The organism is Roseateles sp. DAIF2 (assembly GCF_015624425.1).
Lineage (GTDB): Bacteria > Pseudomonadota > Gammaproteobacteria > Burkholderiales > Burkholderiaceae_C > Kinneretia.
Genome location: NZ_CP049919.1, coordinates 2,017,211 through 2,038,361 on the forward strand (window position 1 = coordinate 2,017,211; position 21,151 = coordinate 2,038,361).

Annotated in this window: 23 protein-coding genes; 4 read left to right on the top strand and 19 right to left on the bottom strand. The window is 69.2% G+C overall.

Annotated features, from left to right (window positions below):
* The first annotated feature begins 88 nt into the window (after positions 1 to 88).
* The 3 genes from G8A07_RS09310 to G8A07_RS09320 are packed head-to-tail and all read left to right on the top strand — an operon-like array spanning position 89 to position 3,823.
* The gene (locus G8A07_RS09310) at positions 89 to 1,354 is read left to right on the top strand and encodes a sensor domain-containing diguanylate cyclase (RefSeq protein ID WP_249937277.1); all 1,266 of its coding nucleotides are present in this window, start codon (positions 89 to 91) and stop codon (positions 1,352 to 1,354) included.
* Positions 1,344 to 3,305 (top strand): TonB-dependent siderophore receptor, encoded by a 1,962-nt coding sequence (locus G8A07_RS09315; RefSeq protein WP_195796738.1) that lies wholly within the window; start codon positions 1,344 to 1,346, stop codon positions 3,303 to 3,305. The genes G8A07_RS09310 and G8A07_RS09315 overlap by 11 nt, the downstream gene beginning before the upstream one ends.
* Complete coding sequence (locus tag G8A07_RS09320; RefSeq protein ID WP_195796739.1) at positions 3,302 to 3,823, top strand: YfiR family protein; 522 nt, start codon at positions 3,302 to 3,304, stop codon at positions 3,821 to 3,823. Before G8A07_RS09315 ends, G8A07_RS09320 begins: the two co-directional genes overlap by 4 nt.
* On the opposite strand, the gene fliR is transcribed toward G8A07_RS09320, so the two are convergent.
* From fliR to fliF, 13 genes are all read right to left on the bottom strand, one after another.
* Positions 3,816 to 4,580 (bottom strand): flagellar biosynthetic protein FliR, encoded by a 765-nt coding sequence (fliR, locus tag G8A07_RS09325; protein WP_195796740.1) that lies wholly within the window; start codon positions 4,578 to 4,580, stop codon positions 3,816 to 3,818. The two genes, G8A07_RS09320 and fliR, sit on opposite strands and share 8 nt — an antisense overlap.
* Positions 4,580 to 4,849 (bottom strand): flagellar biosynthesis protein FliQ, encoded by a 270-nt coding sequence (fliQ, locus tag G8A07_RS09330; protein ID WP_195796741.1) that lies wholly within the window; start codon positions 4,847 to 4,849, stop codon positions 4,580 to 4,582. Before fliQ ends, fliR begins: the two co-directional genes overlap by 1 nt.
* A 16-nt stretch (positions 4,850 to 4,865) precedes the next feature.
* The gene (fliP, locus tag G8A07_RS09335; protein WP_371816456.1) at positions 4,866 to 5,594 is read right to left on the bottom strand and encodes a flagellar type III secretion system pore protein FliP; all 729 of its coding nucleotides are present in this window, start codon (positions 5,592 to 5,594) and stop codon (positions 4,866 to 4,868) included.
* 46 nt (positions 5,595 to 5,640) lie between these two features.
* A complete protein-coding gene (locus G8A07_RS09340; protein WP_195796743.1) occupies positions 5,641 to 6,012 on the bottom strand; it encodes a flagellar biosynthetic protein FliO in 372 nt (123 codons plus the stop codon).
* 68 nt (positions 6,013 to 6,080) lie between these two features.
* Positions 6,081 to 6,518, bottom strand: a complete 438-nt coding sequence (gene fliN, locus G8A07_RS09345) for a flagellar motor switch protein FliN (protein WP_195796744.1) — start codon at positions 6,516 to 6,518, stop codon at positions 6,081 to 6,083.
* The gene (fliM, locus tag G8A07_RS09350) at positions 6,508 to 7,512 is read right to left on the bottom strand and encodes a flagellar motor switch protein FliM (protein ID WP_195796745.1); all 1,005 of its coding nucleotides are present in this window, start codon (positions 7,510 to 7,512) and stop codon (positions 6,508 to 6,510) included. The genes fliN and fliM overlap by 11 nt, the downstream gene beginning before the upstream one ends.
* On the bottom strand, positions 7,509 to 8,087 hold the full coding sequence (fliL, locus tag G8A07_RS09355) for a flagellar basal body-associated protein FliL (RefSeq protein WP_195796746.1): 579 nt from the start codon (positions 8,085 to 8,087) through the stop codon (positions 7,509 to 7,511). Before fliL ends, fliM begins: the two co-directional genes overlap by 4 nt.
* Before the next feature lie 128 nt (positions 8,088 to 8,215).
* Positions 8,216 to 9,640, bottom strand: coding sequence for a flagellar hook-length control protein FliK (locus tag G8A07_RS09360; RefSeq protein ID WP_195796747.1), 1,425 nt, complete (start codon positions 9,638 to 9,640; stop codon positions 8,216 to 8,218).
* A 22-nt stretch (positions 9,641 to 9,662) separates the two neighbouring features.
* Entirely contained in the window at positions 9,663 to 10,124 is a 462-nt protein-coding gene (gene fliJ, locus G8A07_RS09365; RefSeq protein WP_195796748.1) for a flagellar export protein FliJ, read from the bottom strand.
* A gap of 35 nt (positions 10,125 to 10,159) precedes the next feature.
* Positions 10,160 to 11,584 carry a flagellar protein export ATPase FliI gene (gene fliI / locus G8A07_RS09370; protein ID WP_195796749.1) on the bottom strand — a complete coding sequence of 475 codons (1,425 nt, stop codon included), beginning with the start codon at positions 11,582 to 11,584 and terminating at the stop codon, positions 10,160 to 10,162.
* Between the two features lie 5 nt (positions 11,585 to 11,589).
* Positions 11,590 to 12,372 carry a FliH/SctL family protein gene (locus G8A07_RS09375; RefSeq protein WP_195796750.1) on the bottom strand — a complete coding sequence of 261 codons (783 nt, stop codon included), beginning with the start codon at positions 12,370 to 12,372 and terminating at the stop codon, positions 11,590 to 11,592.
* A gap of 15 nt (positions 12,373 to 12,387) precedes the next feature.
* The gene (fliG, locus tag G8A07_RS09380) at positions 12,388 to 13,383 is read right to left on the bottom strand and encodes a flagellar motor switch protein FliG (RefSeq protein ID WP_195796751.1); all 996 of its coding nucleotides are present in this window, start codon (positions 13,381 to 13,383) and stop codon (positions 12,388 to 12,390) included.
* A gap of 27 nt (positions 13,384 to 13,410) precedes the next feature.
* Complete coding sequence (fliF, locus tag G8A07_RS09385; RefSeq protein ID WP_195796752.1) at positions 13,411 to 15,093, bottom strand: flagellar basal-body MS-ring/collar protein FliF; 1,683 nt, start codon at positions 15,091 to 15,093, stop codon at positions 13,411 to 13,413.
* Positions 15,094 to 15,272: 179 nt separating this feature from the next.
* On the opposite strand from fliF, the gene fliE reads away from it, so the two are divergent.
* Positions 15,273 to 15,596 carry a flagellar hook-basal body complex protein FliE gene (gene fliE / locus G8A07_RS09390; RefSeq protein WP_195796753.1) on the top strand — a complete coding sequence of 108 codons (324 nt, stop codon included), beginning with the start codon at positions 15,273 to 15,275 and terminating at the stop codon, positions 15,594 to 15,596.
* 44 nt (positions 15,597 to 15,640) lie between these two features.
* Here fliE and G8A07_RS09395 read toward each other — a convergent pair whose 3' ends face one another.
* The 6 genes from G8A07_RS09395 to G8A07_RS09420 form a co-directional block, all read right to left on the bottom strand.
* The gene (locus tag G8A07_RS09395; RefSeq protein WP_195796754.1) at positions 15,641 to 16,363 is read right to left on the bottom strand and encodes a flagellar brake protein; all 723 of its coding nucleotides are present in this window, start codon (positions 16,361 to 16,363) and stop codon (positions 15,641 to 15,643) included.
* A gap of 39 nt (positions 16,364 to 16,402) precedes the next feature.
* A complete protein-coding gene (locus G8A07_RS09400) occupies positions 16,403 to 16,702 on the bottom strand; it encodes a flagellar protein FliT (protein ID WP_195796755.1) in 300 nt (99 codons plus the stop codon).
* Between the two features lie 47 nt (positions 16,703 to 16,749).
* Positions 16,750 to 17,142 carry a flagellar export chaperone FliS gene (fliS, locus tag G8A07_RS09405; protein WP_249937278.1) on the bottom strand — a complete coding sequence of 131 codons (393 nt, stop codon included), beginning with the start codon at positions 17,140 to 17,142 and terminating at the stop codon, positions 16,750 to 16,752.
* Positions 17,143 to 17,344: 202 nt separating this feature from the next.
* Complete coding sequence (fliD, locus tag G8A07_RS09410; protein WP_195796757.1) at positions 17,345 to 18,781, bottom strand: flagellar filament capping protein FliD; 1,437 nt, start codon at positions 18,779 to 18,781, stop codon at positions 17,345 to 17,347.
* A gap of 131 nt (positions 18,782 to 18,912) precedes the next feature.
* Positions 18,913 to 19,770, bottom strand: coding sequence for a flagellin (locus G8A07_RS09415; RefSeq protein WP_195796758.1), 858 nt, complete (start codon positions 19,768 to 19,770; stop codon positions 18,913 to 18,915).
* Between the two features lie 270 nt (positions 19,771 to 20,040).
* Positions 20,041 to 20,898, bottom strand: a complete 858-nt coding sequence (locus tag G8A07_RS09420) for a flagellin (protein ID WP_195796759.1) — start codon at positions 20,896 to 20,898, stop codon at positions 20,041 to 20,043.
* Positions 20,899 to 21,151 lie beyond the last annotated feature (253 nt).

Below are 21,151 nucleotides of genomic sequence, written 5' to 3' on the forward strand. Positions count from 1 at the left end.
CCCGGGGTGCCGGCCCCCTCAAGCCGGCCCGCGATGCGCCGATAAAGCGCAGATGAGGGAACGAGAAGCGAGCACCGCGAGTCCTGAGGTGGGGACGGCCCGTGGGCGCGCGCCCGGGCGCTCGCTGGTGCAGCGCCTGACCGCGCTGAACCTCACGGTGCTGACCGGGACCCTGCTGCTGACCCTGGGCCTGATCGCCGGCGCCTCCTGGCTGGGCGCGCGCGAACGCCAGGCCCAGGCCGCCGAGCAGGCCGCCCGCGTGCTGGCGCAAAGCCTGGTGCCAATGCTGGTGTTCGAGGACCAGGCAGCCGCCGCGACCGAGCTGGCGGCCTTCGCGCGCCGGGCCGAGCTGCGCGAGCTGCGCCTGCTGGACGGGCGCGGCCGGCCCTTCGCGCAATGGCCGCTCGAGGGCGCGTCGACGACGGCGCTGCCGGACGAACCGGGCCGCGACATCGCGGACGGCGAGATCCAGGTGCTGGCGCCGCTGCTGCACAAGGGCGAGCCGGTCGGGCGCCTCTTCCTGCGCGAGAGCCTGGCCGAGCTGGAGCAGGGCCTGCTGCGCCTGGCCGGGCTCGCCGCGCTGCTGGCGCTGCTGGCCATCGTGCTGGCCGCGCGGGTGCTGCGCGCGGTGCAGCGCCGCGCGCTGGCGCCGATCGTCGAGCTGGCGGCGTTGGCCGAGCAGGTGGCGCAGGACCACAACTACGGCCGGCGCGCGCCGGTGCGACGGCCCGACGAGGTGGGGCGGCTCAGCGAGCGCTTCAACGAGATGCTGAGCCGCATCGAGTCGGCCCAGGAGGGCCTGAACCAGCGCCTGCGCCAGGAGCAGGCGACCGGCCAGCAGCTGCAGCAGCTGGCCCATCACGACCGCCTGACCGGCCTGCCGAACCGGCTGGCCTTCGAGGGCGCGCTGGCCACGCTGATCGAGCAGAGCCTGGCGCGACGGCAGCTGATGGGCCTGATCTTCATCGACCTGGACAATTTCAAGCTGGTCAACGATGGCCATGGCCATGAGGCCGGCGACGAGGTGCTGCGCGAGGTGGCGCGGCGCATGAGCGCGGTGCTGCGCGGCCGCGACCGGCTGTGCCGGCTGGGCGGCGACGAGTTCGCGCTGCTGCTGCCCGAGCTGCCCGATGTCGCCGCCGCCGAGGCGCTGGCGCCGCGCCTGATCGCCGCGGTGCGCGAGCCGATGTGGGTGAGCGGCGCGCTGATGCCGGTGGGCGCGACCCTGGGCCTGGCCTTCTGCCCCGGCGATGCCGACACGCCGGCGGCCCTGCTGGCGCGCGCCGATGCCGCGATGTACGCGGCCAAGCGCGCCGGCAAGAATTGCTACCGGAGGGCCGGCGATGAGGGCTAGGGCCTATTGCATCGGCCTGTCGCTGCTGGCAGCGGCCGCGGCCCGCGCCGGGGACCCGCCCAGCCTGGAGGAGCTGCTGCAGAAGAACCTGGACCAGCCCTCGCGCCAGGTCGAGGTCAGCAGCGCCTCGCGCTTCGCGCAGAGCGCGGCCCAGGCCCCGGCCGTGACCTATGTGCTGACGGCGCAGGACATCACCCATCTGGGCCTGCGCAGCCTGGCCGACGTGCTGCGCAGCCTGCCCGGCCTCTATGTCAGCAGCGACAGCCAGTTCAGCTTCGTCTCGGCGCGCGGCCTGGGCCGGGCCGGCGAGTACAACTCGCGCCTGCTGGTGTTGCTGGACGGCATGCGCCTGAACGAGAACATCCTGGATGCGGCCCAGGTCGGGCGCGACGGGGTGGTGGACATCGCGCTGATCGAGCGGGTCGAGTTCACGCCCGGCCCCGGTGCCTCGGTCTATGGCAACAACGCCTTCTTCGGCGTGATCCATATCGTCACCAAGCGCGCCGACCGGCTGCAGGGCCTGCAGCTGCGCTACAGCCAGGCCTCCAGCTCCGAGCGCAATGCCTCGCTGACCCTGGGCCGGCGCGGCGACAGCGGGAGCGAGGCCTGGCTGAGCCTGTCGGGCTTCGAGCAGCATCGCATGCACGAGGTGGTGCCGCCACCGCCGTCGGCGCTGGCGGCGCGCTTTCGCGAGCTGGACCATGACCGCGGCGCGCGGCTGCAGGCCGGGCTGTCCTGGCGCGGCGTCAATCTGCGCCTGGGCAGCAGCGAGCGCCTGCGCGGCCTGCCGGTGCCGGTCTCGCCGCTGCAGCCGGACCGGCTGGAACCGGCGCGCGACCTGACCCGCAGCCATTTCGCCCAGCTGAGCCTGGAGCGCAGCCTGAACGAGGACTGGGACCTCTATGCGGCCGGCGCGCTGCAGCGCTCGCTCTACCGCAGCAGTTCGCCCTATGTGGCCGACGAGGCCTTGAATCAGCTGGCGATCTATCGCAACCAGTTCCTCGGCCGCTGGGGCCAGTTGCACCTGCGCCTGGGCTACCAGGGCCTGGACGGGCATTACCTGAGCCTGGGCCTGGAGCATCAGCACGACGCGGCGCAGCACATCTGGGTCGGCACCCTGGGCCAGCGGCCGCAGGTCGATCGCGACGGCAGCGACCGCCGCCTGGGCCTGTTCATCCAGGACGAATGGCGACCGGCGCCGCGCCATACCCTGGTGCTGGGCCTGCGCCATGACCGCAGCGACACCGCCGGCAGCAGCCTGAACCCGCGCCTGGCCTGGGTCTGGAGCCCGGCGGCCGAGACCGGGTTGAAGCTGCTCTACGGCAGCGCCTACCGCGGCGCCAATCGCAGCGAGATCGGCCTCAACGAGGAGCAGGGCGTGGCGGCGCCGCGCGCCGAGCAGGTGCGCAGCCTGGAGCTGGCGCTGGACCAGGGCCTGCGCGAGCATTGGCGGCTGCGCGCCTCGCTGTACCTGAGCCGCATCAGCGGGTTGATCCGGCTCAGCCCTGAGAACCCGGTCTTCGAGAACAGCGCGCGGCTGCTGAGCCGCGGCATCGAACTGGGTCTGGACGGGCGTTGGGCCGGTGGTGCCGAGCTGTCGGTCAGCCTGAGCCTGAACCATCATCGCAGCGACGCCGCCACCGACCGGCTGAACACCCAGCCGCGCGGCCTGCTGAAGCTGCATGCCAGCCGGCCGCTCGGGCCGCTGCGCCTGTCCGGCCAATGGCTGGCCGCCAGTGGGCGGCGCGTGCTGGGCGAACGCCAGGGCGGCTATGGCCTCGTCAATCTGCAGCTGCTGTGGCAGGCCGATGCCCGCAGCGAGCTGGCCCTGGGCCTGTACAACGCCGGCGACAAGCGCGTCGCCGAGTTCACCCAAGCCGGCAGCCTGCTGCCGCTGCGCCAGGAGGGTCGGGTCTTGCGCCTGAGCCTGAGCCGGCGCTTCGGATCATGAGGCGCAAGGCTTCATCCTGGTGGCTTGTCTGGCTGCTGCTGGCGCCGGCCGCCGCTGCGGCCGAGCCGCTGCCGGAGGAGGCGCGGCTGAAGGCCGCCTTCATCTACCGCTTCGCCCAGTTCACCGACTGGCCGCCGCCGCCGCTGCGCGGCTTCGTGCTGTGCCTGGCCGGGGCCTCGCCGGAGCTGGCCAGCGCGTTGCGCGAGCAGGCCCAGCGGCCCTGGGGCGGCTTCACGCCGGAGCTGCAGCTGCCCGAGCGGCCCGAGCAGGCGCGCCATTGCCAGCTGCTGGTGCTGGGCGGGCTGACGCGCGACGAGCTGCGCCGCTGGGTGCAGGCGCTGGGTGCCAGCCCGGTGCTGCTGGTGGCCGACAGCCCCGAGGCCTTCCGCGCCGGGGCCGACATCGGCCTGATCCAGGAGCCGAACAGCCTGGCCTTTCGCGTCAACCTGAGCGAGAGCCGGCGCCGCGGCCTGGTGCTGAGTTCGCAGATGCTGAAGCTGGCGCGCGAGGTCAGGTAAAGGCCGCCAGCAGCCGCTCCAGCGCCACCATGAAGGGCGTCTGCATCAGCGGCAGGGTCGCGACCATGCCGACCAGGCCGATGCTGACGGTCAGCGGGAAGCCGACCGAGAACACATTGATCTGCGGCGCGACGCGCGAGATCACGCCCAGCACCAGATTCACGAACATCAGCATCGTGATCAGCGGCAGCGCGATCCACAGGCCGATGCGGAAGATCTCGGCGCCCCAGGTCTGAGGCTGCGCCGCGCGCAGGAAGGCGAAGGGCTCCTGGCCGACCGGGAAGGCGTGGAAACTCTGCACCAGCGCGTTGATCAGCAGCAGATGGCCGTTGATCGCGATGAAGAGGAAGGCCACCATCGAGCCGAAGAAGCGCGCGCTGGCCGTGCCCTGGCTGCCGGTCGCGGGGTCGAAGAAACCGGCGAAGTTCAAACCCATCTGCAGCCCGATCAGCTCGCCGGCGAATTCCAGCGAGGCGAACACCAGGCGCACCGCGAAGCCCATCGCCAGCCCGATCAACAGCTGCTGCGCCAGCAGCAGGAGCAGCAGCGGCGGCGAATCCAGCGGCACCACCGGCATCGCCGGCAGCGAGGGCTGGGCCGCCAGCGCGATGAAGATCGCCAGCCCGACGCGCACCCGCATCGGCACATTGCGCTGGCTGAAGATCGGCATGCCGGCGAACAGCGCCAGGATGCGCACCGTCGGCCACAGCAGCGGCGTCAACCACTGCAGCAGCTGGGCCTCCGTGAAGGAAAACACTAGCCCACGACCTGAGGAATGGTCTGCAAGGTGCGCTGGATGTACTCGACCAGGGTGGTCACCATCCAGGGCCCGGCCACTGCCAGCACCAGCACCGCGGCGACCACCTTGGGCACGAAGGACAGGGTGGCCTCGTTGATCTGGGTCGCGGCCTGGAACACGCTGACCAGCACGCCGACCGCCAGCACGACGATCAGGATCGGGGCGGCCACCATCAGCAGCATGTACAGGCCCTGCTGGCCGAAGGTGAAGACTTGTTGGGCATCCATCGGATCGCTTCCTCTTCTATTGGGCGAAGCTGGCGGCCAGCGAACCCAGCAGCAGGTTCCAGCCATCGGCCAGCACGAACAGCATCAGCTTGAAGGGCAGGGCCACCAGCACCGGCGACAGCATCATCATCCCCAGGCTCATCAGCACGCTGGAGACGATCATGTCGATCACCAGGAAGGGGATGAAGATCAGGAAGGCGATCTGGAAGGCCGACTTCAGCTCACTGGTGACGAAGGCCGGCACCAGCACGCGAAAGGGCACGGCCTCCGGCTTGACCTCGCCTTCCAGCTTGGCCAGGCGCGAGAACAGCGCGACATCGGACTGGCGGGTCTGCTTCAGCATGAAGCCGCGCATCGGCACCTCGGCGCGCTTGAGCGCCTCGTCGAAGCCGATCTGGCCGGTGGAGTAGGGCTGCCAGGCCTCGGCATAGACCTTGTCCAGGGTGGGGCTCATCACGAAGAAGGTCAGGAACAGGGACAGGCCGATGATCACCTGGTTCGGCGGCGCGGCCTGAGTGCCCAGCGCCTGGCGCATCAGCGACAGCACGATCACGATGCGGGTGAAGCCCGTCATCATCAGCAGCACCGCGGGCAGGAAGCCCAGCGCGGTGAAGAACAGCAGGGTCTGGATCGGCACCGAGTAGCTGCTGCCACCGGCGCCCTGGCCGATGATCAGCGGCAGGCTGGCCGGCGCGCCGGCCTGCTGCGCTAAAGCGCCGAAAGAAACGGCCGACAACACCGACAGGGCCAGGCCTTGAGCGACGCGGCGCGAAGGCGCGAACGAAGACAACTCAAGGCGCACGATGCTGGTCCTCCGCGCCACCACCGCCATCCTTGCGCAGCTTGGCTCTGAGCAGTTGGGCGAAGGCCGGTACCGCCAGCGGTGCCGCGGCCGTGCCTTCGGGCTGCGGCGGCATCACATGCAGGGTGCTGATCTGCTGGGCGGTGACGCCCAGCACCAGCCAGCGGCGGTCCTCGCCCTGGCCGACCTCGACGGTCAGCAGGCGCTGGTTGGGCGCGATCTGCAGCATCGCGACGGTGCGCATCTGGCCCTGGGCGCCGGCGCCGCCCAGCGGGGTGCGCTTGAGCAGCCACAGCAGGGCCGGGATCAACGCCAGGATGGCGACGAACCAGAGAAGGGGCAGGAGGTTGTTATTGCTCATGGCCCGGCCATTCTGGGCCGGGCAGGGGGAGGGCAATCGCCGGTGAAAGCGGCGATTTCCGTCTCAGGTCAGGCCTTCGAGAGGCGGCGCATGCGCTCCGAGGGCGTGACGATGTCGGTCAGGCGGATGCCGAACTTGTCGTTCACCACCACCACCTCGCCCTGGGCGATCAGGTAGCCGTTGACCAGCACGTCCATCGGCTCGCCGGCCAGCGCATCCAGCTCCACCACCGAGCCCTGGGCCAGCTGCAGGATGTTCTTGATCGGGATGCGGGTGCGGCCCAGTTCCACGGTCAGCTGGACCGGGATGTCCAGGATCATGTTGATGTCGCTGCCCGGCGCATTGCTGGGCGTCGGCGTGAAGTTCGCGAAGCTGGCGGGGGCCACCTGCTCGGCCGCGCTCTGCACTTCCTCGGCCACCTCGGCGGGTTTGGCTTCGGCCAGCGCCGCGGCCCATTCGGCCGCCATCGCGTCCTGTTCGTCTTGAGATGGGGTGTCAGGTGACATCACGGGCTCCCAGCCAGCCCGCATCGGGGGCGGTCAGCATCTTGTCTACTTTCAGGGCGTACTTGCCGTTCGAGGTGCCGTAATGGCAGTCGAACACCGGCACGCCATCGATCTTGGCCTTGATCACTTGTTCCAGATCCAGCTCGATGAAATCACCGGGCTTGAAGGCCAGCAGCTGCTCGACGGTGGCCGGGGCATGGCCCAGCTCGGCCACGATCTCGACCTCGGCGGCCTGGATCTGGTGCTTCAGCAGGTTGACCCAGCGGCGGTCCGGCTCGGTGGAATCGCCCACCGTGGTCGAGTAGAGCACGTCGCGGATCGGCTCCAGGGTCGAGTACGGAATGCAGAAATACACCGTGCCGCTGGTCTCGCCGATCTCCAGGGTGAAGCTGGTCGAGACGACGATCTCGCTGGGCGTGGCGATATTGGCGAACTGGGGCTGCATCTCCGAGCGCTGGTAGTCCAGCTCCAGCGGATAGACGCCCTTCCAGGCCTTCTGGTATTCGGTCGTGATCACCTCGACCAGGCGCAGGATCACGCGCTGCTCGGTGGCGGAGAAATCGCGGCCCTCGATGCGGGCGTGGAACTTGCCGATGCCGCCGAACAGCGAATCGATCACCGCGAACACCAGGGTCGGGTCGCAGACGATCAGCCCGGAGCCGCGCAGCGGCTTGACCGAGACGATGTTGAAGTTGGTCGGCACCACGATCTCGCGCAGGAAGGCCGAGTACTTCTGCACCTTGATGCCGCCGATCGCGACCTCGGGGCTCTTGCGGATGAAGTTGAACAGCCCGACGCGGATATTGCGTGCGAAACGCTCGTTGATGATCTCCATCGTGGGCATGCGCCCACGCACGATGCGTTCCTGGCTCGCCAGGTTGTAGTCGCGTATGCCCCCGACCTGCTCCTCTTCCGCCTCGAGCTTCTGGCTCTCGCCGGTTATGCCTTGCAGCAGGGCATCGACTTCGTCTTGCGAAAGGATCTGCTGGTTCATTGCACGATGAAGCTGGAGAACAGCACATTGGTGACCGGGCTCTGGACCTGGCGGCGCTTTTTCTTCTTCTTTTTCGGCGCGTCGCTGGCCTCGTCCTCATCCTCGTCGTCGAGCTCGATGCCCATCGGGCGCACCGACTCGCGCATGATCTCGCGCGCCAGCTTTTCCTTGCCCTCACGCGACAGCAGCTCGGCCGAGGTCTTGTAGGACAGCACCATCAGCACATTGCTGCGGATCGCCGGCATGTACGCCTTCAGCTGCTCGGCGAACTTGGCGTCCACCACCTCCAGAGTCACGCCGACCTGGGCGAAGCGGTCCACTTCCTTGTCGGCGAGGTTGACCGTGAAGGGGTCCAGCGGCACGAACACCGGCGGCGTGCCGGGCTTGGCCGCGGCATGGCTGACCGGCGCCTCGGCATGGCCGTCCTCGCCGTCCTCGCTCGCCGGCTTCTTCTTCAACAGCAGCAGGGCCGCGCCGCCGCCCAGCACCAGCAGCAGGACGACCACCAGGATGATGACGAGCTTCTTCTTGCCCCCGCCCGCGGGGGCCGCATCCGAAGCGGCGGCTGTTGCCATAAAGGGACTCCTTGATCAGCGGGCGGTCGGGCGCAGCATCGTCGCGCACGCACCGCCAATGCCTGCCATTATTGGGAATTCCGGCCCGTCCCAAGCATAGAAAAGCCGCGGATAAGCGTCCATGTTTCTCAGGCGTAAAGGTCCACGACGCCGCGGGCACGCGGTGCGGGCCGAGCGGCGGCCGCGGCCGGCTGGCCGAGCGGGTCGTTGGCCTCGGCGCCGGCGTTGTTGCGGCGGCCCGAGTTCGAGCCGTCGCCGGCCTGCGGCTGCTGCTGTTGAGCGTCGCGCGGCTGCTGGAACACGCCGCCGCCGGACAGGGTCAGGCCGTTCTCGCGCAGCGCGCTGGCCAGTTCGGGCAGGCCGCGCTCCAGCACCGCGCGGGTATCGGCCTGCTCGCTGTGGAAGGAGATCTGGGCCTGCTGGCCGTCGACCACGATCTGGATCTGCACCGGCCCCATCTCGGCCGGGTTGAGGTGCAGTTCGGCCTGCTGCACGCCATCGGCCGCCAGCACGCTGATGCGGGCCGCCATCTCGGGCGCGAACTCGGGGCTGTAGAGCGGCTGGGCCAGTTCCACCGCGCGCGGTGTCGGCGGCGCGCCGTTGTTGCCGTTCTCGGCGATCGCACCGGCGTGCCGCGCGGCCAGCAGGGCCTCGGCACCCTGCGGCAGGGTGGGCGTGGCCTGCTGGGCCTGTTCCAGCCGGGCTGCAAAGCTGTCCGCGCCGACAGCCGTCGCCGCCGCCTTGCCGCTGGCCGCGTCGGCCGGCGTTTCGCCCGCCTTGCGCGGGGAGGCTGCGGTGGCGCGCGCATCGGCCTTGTCGGCGGGCGCGGGGCTAGCGGCGGGATTCTTGCCGTCCAGCGCCACCGGGCCGGCGCGGCCGGTCGCGGCCGGATCGGCGGCGGCCGTTGTTGCATCTTCTGGCGTGGCGGCGGGAGCGCGGGCATCACCGGCGGCCTGCGGCAGCAGGCGGGCGTCCGGTGCGGGCGTCGGGCTCGTGGTCTGGGCCGGGTCGGCCGAGGCGGTGGCCGGCGGCAGCCAGGCGGCGGTCTCGGTCGTCGTCTCGGCGCTCACCGGCGGCTTGGCGGCATCGGTGCTGGCGGGCGATGGCGTGGCCGCGTCGCCGTCGGCCGCGGCCTTCTTGCGGCCAGCTTCGCTGCGGCCAGCATCCGCCGCCACTTCGCCGGTGCGGGCCGGTGCGGCCTCGGCCGTCTTGGTCTTTGTAGCGCCGTCCTGGGCCTTGGCGCCGGGCTGCTGCGCGGACGCATTGGGGCGCGCAGCGGGCGGGCGCTGCGGCTGGACGACGGCGCGCGGCGGCGGGCTGTCCGGCTGCTGCGCGGGGGGCTGCTGGGGCGTCGCGGCCTTGGGCGGCTGGGCCGGTGCGGCGGGCGGCGTTGGCGGTGTTTGCGGCGGTGCCGCGACGACGTTGTCGCGCAGCAGGGCCGAGAAGCTGGGCAGGCCGCTGGGTTCGGGCAGGCCGCCGGCCGGGCCGCCGGGCAGGGGATTGCCGCGCTTGGCGAGGCCGGAGAGCAGGGTGTTGGCGGAGAGGCTGGTCATGGCGGGGCGGACCTGGGGCGCTTCAGGCGCTGACGCGCATGAAAGGGTTCATCTGGGCCAGCGCGGCGCGGGCGGCCTGTTCGTCGGTGACCTTCTGCTCGCGGCGCAGCGCGCTGCGCAGCAGCTCATGCTGGCGGCGCTCCAGCAGCTTGCGCACCGAGGCGACGCGCAGCTCCAGCTCCTTCAGCACCGCGCGGGCGCGCTCGACGCGCTGGTCGGCGAAGCGGCTGACCGAACCCTGCTGGTCGATCGCCTGGTCCAGGCGCTGACCGAAGTTCTGGTAATGGCCGACGATGTCGATGGTGGTGCGCTGCGTGAACTGCTGCGTCCAGCGCTGCTGGTACTGATGTCGGTACTCGCCCAACTGGTCGGCCTGGGCGCGCGCGGCGTCGGCCTGGCGTTGCAGCTCCTGCAGCTGCGACAGGGCGGTGTCGCGCTCGGCCTCGGCGCGCTCCAGCAGGATGGTCAGGGCTTGGGTGCTCATGAGGGGGCTCTCCGTAATTCGCTTATCGGCCGATTTCAGGAATGATTGACCACCGCGCTCAGCTGGCCGACGCTGGCCTCCAGGGTCGCGGGGGTATGCATGTCCTGTTGCAGCAGGCGGTTCATGTCGGTGTGCAGGCGCACGGCCAGGTCCAGTTCATGGTCATGGCCGCTCTGGTAGGCGCCGAGCTGGATCAGGTCGCGCGCCTTGTTGTACTTGGCGAGGAGCTGGCGGAAACGCCGCGCCGACTCCAGATGGCCCTGCGGCGCGACATTGCTCATCACCCGCGAGATCGAGCGCTCGATGTCGATCGCCGGGTAATGGCCGGCCTCGGCCAGCTCGCGCGACAGCACGATATGGCCATCGAGAATCCCGCGCGCCGCGTCGGCGATCGGGTCCTGCTGGTCGTCGCCCTCGCTCAGCACGGTGTAGAAGGCGGTGATCGAACCCTCGCCGGCCAGGCCGTTGCCGCTGCGCTCGACCAGTTGGGGCAGCTTGGCGAAGCAGCTGGGCGGATAGCCCTTGGTGGCCGGCGGCTCGCCGATCGCCAGCGCGATCTCGCGCTGAGCCATCGCGTAGCGGGTCAGCGAATCCATCAGCAGCAGCACATGCTGGCCCTTGTCGCGGAAATGCTCGGCGATCGCGGTGGCGTAGGTCGCGCCCTGCATGCGCACCAGCGGCGGCGCATCGGCCGGCGCGGCCACGACGACCGAGCGCTGGATGCCTTCCTCGCCGAGGATGTCCTCGATGAATTCCTTGACCTCGCGGCCGCGCTCGCCGATCAGGCCGACCACGATCACGTCGGCCTGGGTGTAGCGGGCCATCATGCCCAGCAGCACCGATTTGCCGACGCCGGTGCCGGCGAACAGGCCCAGGCGCTGGCCGCGGCCGACGGTCAGCATCGCGTTGATCGAGCGCACGCCGGTGTCCAGCGGGGTGCGCACCGGATCGCGGTCCATCGCATTGATCGGGCGGCGGATCATCGGCTCGTCGTGCACGCCCTCCAGCGGGCCGCGGCGGTCGATCGGGTGGCCATGCGAATCGACCACACGGCCCAGCAGACCGTCGCCCATCGGCAGGCGCAGGCCGCGGTCCTCGTCGCGGCGCCAGGGATGTTGCGGCTTGCCCAGCTGCGGCGCGCGCGGCGGCGTGAAGCGCGGCAGCACCAGGGCGCCGCTGGCCAGGCCGGTGACCTCGTCGGTCGGCATCAGGTAGGCGCGGTCGCCGGAGAAGCCGACCACCTCGGCCTTGACCGGCGGGCTGCCGCGGCGCGAGCTGTTGCCGACGCGCGGTGCATGGATCTCGCAGACCGAGCCGACCGGCACCTTGACGCCGGTGGCCTCCAGCACCAGGCCGGCGACGCGCACCAGCTTGCCCTGCGACTCCAGCGCCACCGGTGTGGCGGCGAAGGCCTGCAGGTCGTCCAGGTAGCGGGTCCAGCGTTCGCGGCGGCTTTCCATGTTGCTCAGGCCTCCGGCTCGTTGTCGGCGCCGGCGCGGCGGTCCTGCCACAGCGACTGCTGGCCCATCGCGGTCGTGACCTGTTGCCAGCGCGCGGCGATCGTCGCGTCGACGCTGCCGATGTCGGACTCGACCTTGCAGCCGCCGCGCGGCACCTCGGGGTCGGGCAGCACCTGGGCCTCGCGCGCCTTCATCTCCTCGCCGGCGCCGTCCAGCACCAGCGGCAGGTCGGCCGGGTTGACGCGCACGCGGACATGGCGGGCCGACAGCTGCAGCGCCTCGACCGCGTCATGCGCGACCCGGGCGATCACCTCGGGGCGCTGCTCCAGCTCGCTGCGCACGACCTGGCGCGCCAGCTCGACCGCCATGCTGGCCAGCGCCTGGCTCATCTGTTCTTCCAGTTCGCGGAACTCGGTGTCGAAGCTCTGCACCAGACCGCCCAGCTGGGCGCTCATCTGCTGGGCGAAGCTCTTCTTGAAGGCATCCAGCGCGGCCATGCCGTCGCGGTAGCCGTCCTGGTAGCCGGACTGGCGGGCGGCATGCAGCAGCTCGTCGATCTGCGGCTCGGGCGCGGCGGCCACTTCGGGCTCGGGGGCCGGCGGGGCGGGCGGGGCCGGCGCGAAGATCGGCGGGCGCCGGTCGGGCGCGCCGTGCAGGGCGTCGGGGCTCCAGGCGGCGAAGTCGGACAGCTCCTCGCGCGGAATGAAGCGGCTGTAGGTGCCGCGGCGCTCCTCGCCGGTGCGGCGCTCCGGCGGCGGGACCTGGCGGGGGGGGGGACGGTTGGCCATCGCGCTGCTTCAGCCTCAGAGGAACTGGTCGTCGCCGCCGCCGGCCAGCATGATCTGACCCTCGTCGACCAGGCGGCGCACGATCTTGAGCATTTCCTTCTGCTCGCTCTCGACCTCGGACAGGCGCACCGGGCCGCGCGACTCCAGGTCCTCGCGCAGGGTCTCGGCGGCGCGGCTGGACATGTTGCGGAAGACCTTCTCGCGCAGCTCGGGGCCGGCGCCCTTGAGGGCCACGACCAGCGATTCGCTCTGCACCTCCTTGAGCACGGCCTGGATGCCGCGGTCGTCGATCTTCTCCAGATCCTCGAAGGTGAACATGTTGTCCATGATCTTCTGGGCCAGGTCGGCATCGGCCTCGCGGATGTAGTCCAGCACCGAGGCCTCGACCGAGGAGCCCATCATGTTGATGATCTCGGCCGCGGTCTTGACGCCGCCCAGGTTCGACTTCTTCATGCGCTCGCCGCCGGCCAGCACCTGGCTCATCACCTCGTTGAGGTCCTTCAGCGCCATCGGCTGGATGCCGTCCAGGGTGGCGATGCGGATCAGCACCTCGTTGCGCTGGCGTTCGGTGAAGACCTTCAGCACCGAGCTGGTCTGGTCGAAGTCCAGGTGCGACAGGATGGCCGCGATGATCTGCGGGTGCTCGTTGCGCAGCAGCTCGGCCACCGAGTTGGCGTCCATCCACTTCAGGCTCTCGATGCTGGAGACATCACCGCCCTGCAGGATGCGGTCCAGCAGCAGGTTGGCCTTGTCGTCGCCCAGGGCCTTGCGCAGCACGTTGCGCACATACTCGTCGGTGTCGTTGACCAGCATGCTCTGGGTCTCGGCCACCGCATCGAAGCGGGTCAGCACCGCCTCGACGCGCTCGCGCGGGATCACCTTCAGCTTGGCGATGGTTTCGCCGAGCTTCTGCACTTCCTTGGGCTGCAGGTGCTTGAAGACCTCGGAGGCCTCTTCCTCGCCCAGCGACATCAGCAGGATGGCCGCGTCTTCTACGCCTTGGTCGTCCATGGTCCGGTATTCCTTTGTCGTCCCGCGTCAGGCCGGCAGCTCTTCGCCGTGGATCCAGCTGCGCATGATGTTGGCCACCGCGACCGGGTTTTCCTTGGCCAGTTGGCGGGCGCGCTCCAGCTTGTCGTTGGAGACCGGGGCCTCCAGGGCCGGCAGCCCGCCGCCGCCCGGCAGTTCGTGGGCGTCGTCGACCACCGCGTCGAGCTGGTTCGCCGCATCGGCTTCCGGCTCGGCCGGGCGGGCCGCGCGGATCGCCGGGCGCACCAGGCCGAACACCGCGATCAGGGCCACCAGCACCAGGGCCAGCGGCACGGCGGCGGTGCGCAGCAGATCCAGCAGCCAGGGCTGCTTCCACAGCGGCACGTCGACCTCGGCCGGTTTGTCGTTGACGAAGGGGGCGCTCAGCACCTTGATCGAATCGCCGCGGTCCTGGCTGTAGCCCAGGGCCTCGCGCACCAGCTCGGTCAGCTTGCTCAGCTCCTCGGCCGAGACCGGCTGGCTGTTCGTCTTGCCCTTGGCATCGGTGACGCTGCGGTGGTTCACCACCACCGCGGCGTTCAGGCGGCGCACCGTGCCGGTGGCGTTGCGCGTGACGCGCACGGTCTTGTCCAGCTCGTAGTTGGTGACGTTCTCGCGGCGCGTGCTCTGCTGGCCGGCCGTGGCGCCCTGCGCGGGCTGCAGCGCCTGGGCCTGGCCGTTGATCGGCGCGGTGGCGGGCACCGGCGGCTGGTTGGTGGCGGCGCCGGGCACGCCGGTGGGCAGCTGCGGCGTGGCGTTGATCGCCTCCTGGCTCTGCGCGCTGCGCACCGAGGCCTGGGCGTTGGCGCCCTGGTTGGGCTTGTATTCCTCGGCGGTGGATTCGACCTGGGAGAAGTCCAGGTCGGCGGTGACGGTGGCGCGCAGATTGTCGCGGCCGACCACCGGCTCCAACAGCTCGTAGATGCGCTTGTGCAGGTTCGCCTCGATCTGCTGCTTGTACTGCAGCTGCTGGCTGTCCAGGCCGTTGCTGTTGTCGTTGTTGTTGGAGAGCAGGGCGCCGGTGCTGTCCAGCACGCTGACGGCCTTGGGGCTGAGCTCGGGCACCGAGGCCGAGACCAGGTGCACGATGCCGGCGACCTGGGCGCGGTCCAGGGTGCGGCCGCCGCGCAGGGTCAGCATCACCGAGGCGCTGGGCTTTTGCTGCTCGCGGAAGAAGCCGTTCTGCTGCGGCATTGCCAGATGCACGCGGGCGTCGGCCACATCGGCCAGCGCGGTGATGGTGCGGGTCAGCTCGCCTTCCAGGCCGCGCTGGAAGTTCAGGCGTTCGTTGAACTGGGTCTGGCCGATCGAGGTCTTGTCCATCAGCTCGAAGCCGACGGTGCTGCCCTTGGGCAGGCCGGCCGACGCCAGCTTCATGCGCACGTCGTAGACCTGGTTGGACGGCACCAGGATCGTGCCGCCCGGCTCGTGGCGGTAGGGCACGTTCATCTGCGCCAACTGGGCGATCACCGCGCCGCCGTCCTTGTCGGACAGGCCGGTGAAGACCGGGCGATAGTCGCCCTGCGAGGAGTAGAGGGTGATCGCCAGCACCACGCCGGCCAGGGTCGCCAGGCCCAGGCCCAGGCCGACCTTGCTGCGCGTCGGCAGGGCCGCCAGGCGCTGGGCGAAACCGGCGGGCTGCGCGGGTTCGGCCAGGGCGGCGGGGGCGGGGGTAGCGAGGGCGTTGTCCATGAGGCCGGTCGGTCTGTGTGCGGTTTGTCACGGAGCACCTGGACGGTGTTCCGATGTCTGCAATTATTCGGATTCGGCCCCCTCAAGAAAGCCGGAAACAGGCCGATGAACCGAGCGCAGTTCCCCCCATTGGCGCGAGCGTTCCTGCTTAGGATTCATCCCATCGCAGAACGACCGCCATGGACCTCAAGCTCAAACCCTTCGACTTCGCGCAGGCCGCCGCACGGGCGGGCCTGGCCACCAATGGCCAGCCGCTCGCGAAGCCCAAGGCGGTCGGCGGCGCCAGCTTCGGCGACGCGATGGCGCAGGCGATGAAGGGGGTCAGCGCGCAGCAGAACGAGGCCTCCCGGCTGCAGCGCGAGGTCCAGCTGGACAACCCCAATGTCAGCCTGGAAGAGACGATGGTGGCGATGCAGAAGGCCCAGGTCGGCTTTCAGGCCACCCTGCAGGTGCGCAACCGCCTGGTCTCGGCGTATTCCGAGATCATGAATATGCAAGTCTGACCAAGACCGCCCCCTGTGGCCATCGCGCGCACTAGGCCAACCGATCAGCTTTTCTTCAGCAGGCGCTGACGCTTCTGCGTCTGGTCGATGTAGAGCTGCAGCGCGCGTTCGGCGCCGTGGGGCAGTTGGGAAAAGGCACAGCCCAGGCGCAGGCCGTCGTTTGACTCACTCAGGTGCTGCAGGCGCAGCTCAGCCTGGAAATGGTTGTCGCGATCCAGCTCGATGCGCGCGCCGGCCAGCAGCTGGCCCGGGGCGGGGTGGGGCAGATCGGGTGGCAGGCGCATCGCCAGGCCGCTGACGCTCAGGTCCAGCACGCGCAGCTGCAGGGCCATATCGGGGAAGTCGGGATGCTGCAGCAGCACGCGCGGAAACAGCGCGCCCAGCGGCTGCACGCGGAAGGCCTGACGGCGCTGGAAGCGGAACAGCCGGTCGGGCCAGGGCGCGCGCAGGGTGCTCAAGGTCGGGCCCTGCACCAGCACCAGCGGCGCCAGCTCGAACTCCAGGCGGATCTGGTCCAGATAGGCCACCGCCATCACCTCCGGGCTGTCCAGCAGCGGCTGCAGCTGGGCCGGGCCGCCCAGCGCCTCCAGGCCCAGCGCCTGCTGGGCCGGGTCCAGGTTCCAGAGCCGGGTGGCGAGCGTGTCGCCCCGTGGGGTGCTCAGCTGCAGATCGATCTGCCGCGCCAGCAGCTGGCGCAGCCAGGACTCGATCTCGGTCTCGGTCTCGACGCGGAAGTCGTCGAGCCGCGGTTCAATCGTCGTGGTCATGCGGGGCAGGTGCCCGACCGAGGCCGGGCGGCGATGGCGTCAATGCACCATTTTGCTCTTGCCGGTCAGCACCTGGTCCAGATCTTCCAGCCAGGGTTCGGCCAGATGGCGGATCTCGGCGTCGTTCAGCAGGATGCGCTGCATGATGCGGGTCTTCAGCTGGGTCTCCTCGGGCGCCAGCTGGTCGCGCGAGGCGGCATGCTTGAGCTGGGAGATCAGCAGCACGCAGGCCCCTTCGAGCTTGACCACTTCATCCCAGTTGCCGGACCGGGCGGCGCTGAGCATGTCGGCGCTGGCTTGCTCGATGGCTTCGTAGTAGCTCAGGAGGTGGGTGTTCATGGGACGGTCCGCTAGCAAATCGTGAGGGGTGGTGGGCGCTGCCGGCATCAGGCGGCGCGCTGCGACAGGGGGGCGGCCTCGGCCCGCTCGCCGATCAGGGTCCAGGCCTCGCGTACCGGGGCCAGCAGGCGCTGGCATTCCTCGATGGCGGCGCCGTCGCCGTGCAGGTTGGCATGGGTCAGACGCATGCACATATAGGCGTAGAGATCGCGCAGATCGCCGGCCAGCTGGCCGCTGTCCAGGTTCAGCGCGGCCTTCAGGCCTTCGTCCAGGATGCGCACGGCGCGGTTCAGGGCGCGGTTCTTCAGCTCGGTATTGCGGGCCTCGATGGCGCCGCGGGCCTGGCTCATCGCGTCGGCCAGGCCGTCGAACAGCATCGCGACCAGGCGGTGCGGGCTGGCGTTCAGCACATCGGTCTCGACGCCCACTCGGCTGTACATGGCGCTGCCGCGGTGGGTGCGCGATGCGAAGGGGGATGCGTTGCCGTACATGTTCTTCCGTTCCGGTGGGGGCCTTGTTGAATGATTTTTCGGCCACCCGGGCGGGAACTTGAGTGTCTGGAACGCAGACAGACGGCTTATCTGTGAAGAAATGCAAACGCCCGGGCGGGCCGGGCGTTCGGGTGGGGCGAAATGCGCTGGTTCAGCGCAGCAGCTGCATCTGCTGGGAGACGTAGGCCGACAGGTTGTTCATCTTGCCCATGGTCTTGTCCAGCGCGGTGTACTGGGCGCGCAGGCGCTTTTCCTTCTGCGCCAGGCGGTCCTCCAGCGCGTCCTCGCGTTTGCCGTTGGAGGTGATGCTGTCGCGCAGGCCCTTCTGCCGGTTGCTGATGCGGCCGTCGACGCCCAGGGCCTGGTCGGCGAAGCGGCGCACGCGCTGGGCGAAGCCGTCGTTGTCCGGGTTGGCGCTGTCCAGCCCCATGAAGAAGTTCTTCAGGTCGCCCAGGTTGCCCAGGGCCTTGTCGAGCTTGGTGGCGTTGACCTTCAGGGTGCCGTCGGAGCCGGGGTCCAGGCCGATGTCGGCCAGGCGGCCGCCCAGGGTGCCGGCCAGGGTGGTGCCGCCGGCCATCAGGCCGCGCAGCTGGCCTTGCACGCCGACCACGGTGGAGTCGCCCTGCAGCGCGCCGGCGCTCTTGCTGGCCTGGTCGTACTTGGTGTTCTCGCGCAGCAGCGAGATCACGCTGTTGTAGGCGGTGGCGAACTCGTTGACCGTCTTCTTCAGCGTTTCCTTGTCCTGCGCCAGGGTCAGGGTGACGTCGGCCGTGGTGGGCTTGAGCAGGGTGATGTTCAGGCCGTCGATCGCATCCTTGAGCTGATTGCTCTCGGACACGATGGGCAGGCCGTTCAGGGTGGCCTCGGCATTGCCGGCAGCCTGGCTGCGGGTCATCGAGGCGACGCCGGCGCTGGGGTCGAAGGCCAGCGCGGACAGGCCCTGGTCATCGGCATTGCCGCCATCGGCATCGTTGACCGTGACGCGGAAGCCGTTGCTCTCGCCGGTCTCGGCCGAGCGCATCACCAGGCGGGCGCCGGAGGCGTCGTTGACAATGGAGGCGACGACGCCGGCCTTGGCGCTGTTGATCTTGTCGCGGATCTGGGTCAGGCTGTCCTCGCCCGGGGCGATGTTGATCGTGAGCGCGGTGCTGCCGGACTTGGGCGTGAAGCCGGTCTGGTCGGTGGTCCACTTGCCCAGCTCGATCGTCAGCGAGCCGCTGCCGACGGTGGCGGGCGCGATCGGCAGCGGTCGGCTGGAGATCGACTGCGAGGTGGCCAGCTTGCCGACCGACACGGTGGTGCTGCCGGCGGTGTTGCTGGTCGTGCCGGCCGTCACCTGCACGCTGGCGGCGTCGGTGGAGGTGGCGACGCTGGCGGCCCAGGAGTCGATATTGGTCAGCTTGGCCGCGGCGTCGCGCAGGGCCGAGATAGCGCTCTGGATCTTGCCGTAGGCCGAGAGCTGGGTCTGCAGGCCTTCGGTGCGCTTTTGCAGCTGCGTGATCGGCGTGCGCTCCGCATTCATCAGGCCCTGGATCAGCGATTCATAGTTGGTATTGTTGCCAATACCGAGTTGGGTGATAGCTGCCATGGGGAAACTCCATAACCCCCGCTAACCGGAGGTGGCTTTCGACTCTATCGGCCGATTCTGCAGGAACTGAAGGCCGGCGCGCATGTCACAGCGGGCCGGCCCTGCGAAAGATGTCGCGTGTTGCGCCGCCGTCAACCGCCACGCAGCAGCGACAGCACTTGTTGCGGCAGCTGGTTGGCCTGGGCCACCATCGCATTGCCGGCCTGCTGCAGGATCTGCGCTCGACTCAGGTTGGAGGTCTCGCTGGCGTAGTCGGCATCCATGATGCGGCTGCGCGCGGCGCTCTGGTTCTCCACCGAGATCTGCAGGTTGGCGATCACCGCCTCGAAGCGGTTCTGCGAGGCGCCGAGCACGGCGCGTTGCGAGCTGACGGTGTTGATCGCGGTGTCGATATTGTCGATCACCGCCTTCAGCGTGTTCGGATCCGAGTTGGCATCGATGACCGAGACGGTCGGATCGGTGACCGCGATGATCGCCGGGTCCTGGGTCATGTCGACCGTGACCACGTCGATCGTGTCGTTGGTGGTCGTGTTCGGGCCGACCTGGAAGGTCTGCGGCGTCGCCGCATCGGCACCCAGGATGGTCTTGCCGTTGAAGGTGGTGCCGCCGATCACGCGGTTGATTTCGTTGGCCAGCTCGCGGAACTCCTGGCCGAGCGAGACGCGGTCGGCGCTGGTGTTGGTCGCGTTGCGAGCCTGTACCGCGAGTTCACGCATGCGCTGCAGGGTGTCGCCCACCTTGCCCAGCGCGCCTTCCGCTGTCTGGGCCAGCGAGATGCCGTCGTTGGCGTTGCGGATCGCGACGTTCATGCCGCGCACCTGGGCGTTCATGCGTTCGGCGATCGCCAGGCCGGCGGCATCATCCTTGGCGGAGTTGACGCGCAGACCGGAGGAGAGCCGCTGCATCGCAACGCCCAGCGAAGACTGCGACGAGTTCAGATTGCGCTGCGCATTCAGCGAGGCAATATTGGTATTGATGGTCTGGGGCATTTCAGCACTCCTGCAGTTGCGTTCAGTCCCGGCCTGATCTTAAAAACCTGTCTCAGTCTCAGGCCGGGGTCCTCGGCGCTCCATGCGCATGAAGGACTGGCCCTGTCCGGGTCCGGGCGCGTTTTCACGAACCCGATGGAGCGAATTCTGCGAGTGCTGTGTCGTTTCAAAAGCCCGATTAAGCCGTCAAACCACGGCCAAAAAGAAAGAGTCGGGCCTTGCTGCTGAAGGCCCGACGCGGGGATGGCGCGAGGCGCGCCACCGACTCGCTTACTGCAGCAGACGCAGGACCTGCTGGGGTGCCTGGTTGGCCTGCGAGATCATCGCGGTGCCGGCCTGCTGCAGGATCTGCGCTCGACTCAGGTTGGCGGTTTCGCTGGCGAAGTCGGCATCCATGATGCGGCTGCGTGCGGCGCTCTGGTTCTCCACCGAAACCTGCAGGTTCGAGATCACCGCCTCGAAGCGATTCTGCGAGGCACCCAGGGTGGCGCGTTCGCCGTTGACCGTGTTCAGGGCCGTGTCGATGTTGTCGATCACGGTCGCGATCGCGGTGGCGTCGCCATTCAGGTCGGCGCGGCCGGTGCCCTGGTTGTCGGTGCCGGCCACCGCGATGATGTCGGCGCTGGTCGTCATATTGGTGGTCAGCACGTCCACCACGTCATTGGCGGTCGTGTTGGCGCCGACCTGGAAGGTCTGGGTGCCGGCATCGGTGGCCAGGATGGATTTGCCGTTGAAGGTGGTGCCGCCCAGCACGCGCTGGATTTCCTTGGCCAGCTCGCCGAACTCCTTGTCCAGCGAGGTCTTGTCGGCGGTCGTGTTGGTGGCGTTGCGGGCCTGCACGGCCAGCTCACGCATGCGCTGCAGTGCATCGCTGACCTTGCCCATCGCGCCTTCGGCGGTCTGGGCCAGCGAGATGCCGTCGTTGGCATTGCGCACGGCGACATTCATGCCGCGCACCTGGGCTTGCATGCGCTCGGCGATGGACAGACCGGCGGCGTCATCCTTGGAGGAGTTGACGCGCAGGCCGGAGGACAGGCGTTGCATCGAGGTGCTCAGCGACAACTGCGAGGTCGACGTGTTGCGCTGCGCGTTCATCGACGCGATGTTGGTATTGATGATGGCGGGCATGGCTCAATCCTTTCGGTGTCAGTCAGAGAACTTCCGGCGCTTGTCCGGAACTGTCCGGTACTTGCGGTTCGATAACCGTCCGACTCTCGAGTGAGGCCCGCTGTTGCGGCATCACGTCGGTCGACCGGACCACGCAGTCCTTTGATTGTTTGGACCCGTTGGATGTGTTATCGACGACACCAGGATTGACTTGAGCCCTTGCTGCGATCGCTTACACAAGATGCGCCGCCCCGTGGGGCGGCGCTCAAGTGAC

Coding starts and splice junctions, on each gene's coding strand:
- G8A07_RS09315 (WP_195796738.1), top strand. CDS start 1,344: ATGAGGGCTAGGGCCTATTGCATCGGCCTGTCGCTGCTGGCAGCGGCC.
- G8A07_RS09320 (WP_195796739.1), top strand. CDS start 3,302: ATGAGGCGCAAGGCTTCATCCTGGTGGCTTGTCTGGCTGCTGCTGGCG.
- fliQ (WP_195796741.1), bottom strand. CDS start 4,849: ATGGATGCCCAACAAGTCTTCACCTTCGGCCAGCAGGGCCTGTACATG.
- G8A07_RS09340 (WP_195796743.1), bottom strand. CDS start 6,012: ATGAGCAATAACAACCTCCTGCCCCTTCTCTGGTTCGTCGCCATCCTG.
- fliN (WP_195796744.1), bottom strand. CDS start 6,518: ATGTCACCTGACACCCCATCTCAAGACGAACAGGACGCGATGGCGGCC.
- fliM (WP_195796745.1), bottom strand. CDS start 7,512: ATGAACCAGCAGATCCTTTCGCAAGACGAAGTCGATGCCCTGCTGCAA.
- fliL (WP_195796746.1), bottom strand. CDS start 8,087: ATGGCAACAGCCGCCGCTTCGGATGCGGCCCCCGCGGGCGGGGGCAAG.
- G8A07_RS09360 (WP_195796747.1), bottom strand. CDS start 9,640: ATGACCAGCCTCTCCGCCAACACCCTGCTCTCCGGCCTCGCCAAGCGC.
- fliJ (WP_195796748.1), bottom strand. CDS start 10,124: ATGAGCACCCAAGCCCTGACCATCCTGCTGGAGCGCGCCGAGGCCGAG.
- fliI (WP_195796749.1), bottom strand. CDS start 11,584: ATGGAAAGCCGCCGCGAACGCTGGACCCGCTACCTGGACGACCTGCAG.
- G8A07_RS09375 (WP_195796750.1), bottom strand. CDS start 12,372: ATGGCCAACCGTCCCCCCCCCCGCCAGGTCCCGCCGCCGGAGCGCCGC.
- fliG (WP_195796751.1), bottom strand. CDS start 13,383: ATGGACGACCAAGGCGTAGAAGACGCGGCCATCCTGCTGATGTCGCTG.
- fliF (WP_195796752.1), bottom strand. CDS start 15,093: ATGGACAACGCCCTCGCTACCCCCGCCCCCGCCGCCCTGGCCGAACCC.
- fliE (WP_195796753.1), top strand. CDS start 15,273: ATGGACCTCAAGCTCAAACCCTTCGACTTCGCGCAGGCCGCCGCACGG.
- G8A07_RS09395 (WP_195796754.1), bottom strand. CDS start 16,363: ATGACCACGACGATTGAACCGCGGCTCGACGACTTCCGCGTCGAGACC.
- G8A07_RS09400 (WP_195796755.1), bottom strand. CDS start 16,702: ATGAACACCCACCTCCTGAGCTACTACGAAGCCATCGAGCAAGCCAGC.
- fliS (WP_249937278.1), bottom strand. CDS start 17,142: ATGTACAGCCGAGTGGGCGTCGAGACCGATGTGCTGAACGCCAGCCCG.
- fliD (WP_195796757.1), bottom strand. CDS start 18,781: ATGGCAGCTATCACCCAACTCGGTATTGGCAACAATACCAACTATGAA.
- G8A07_RS09415 (WP_195796758.1), bottom strand. CDS start 19,770: ATGCCCCAGACCATCAATACCAATATTGCCTCGCTGAATGCGCAGCGC.
- G8A07_RS09420 (WP_195796759.1), bottom strand. CDS start 20,898: ATGCCCGCCATCATCAATACCAACATCGCGTCGATGAACGCGCAGCGC.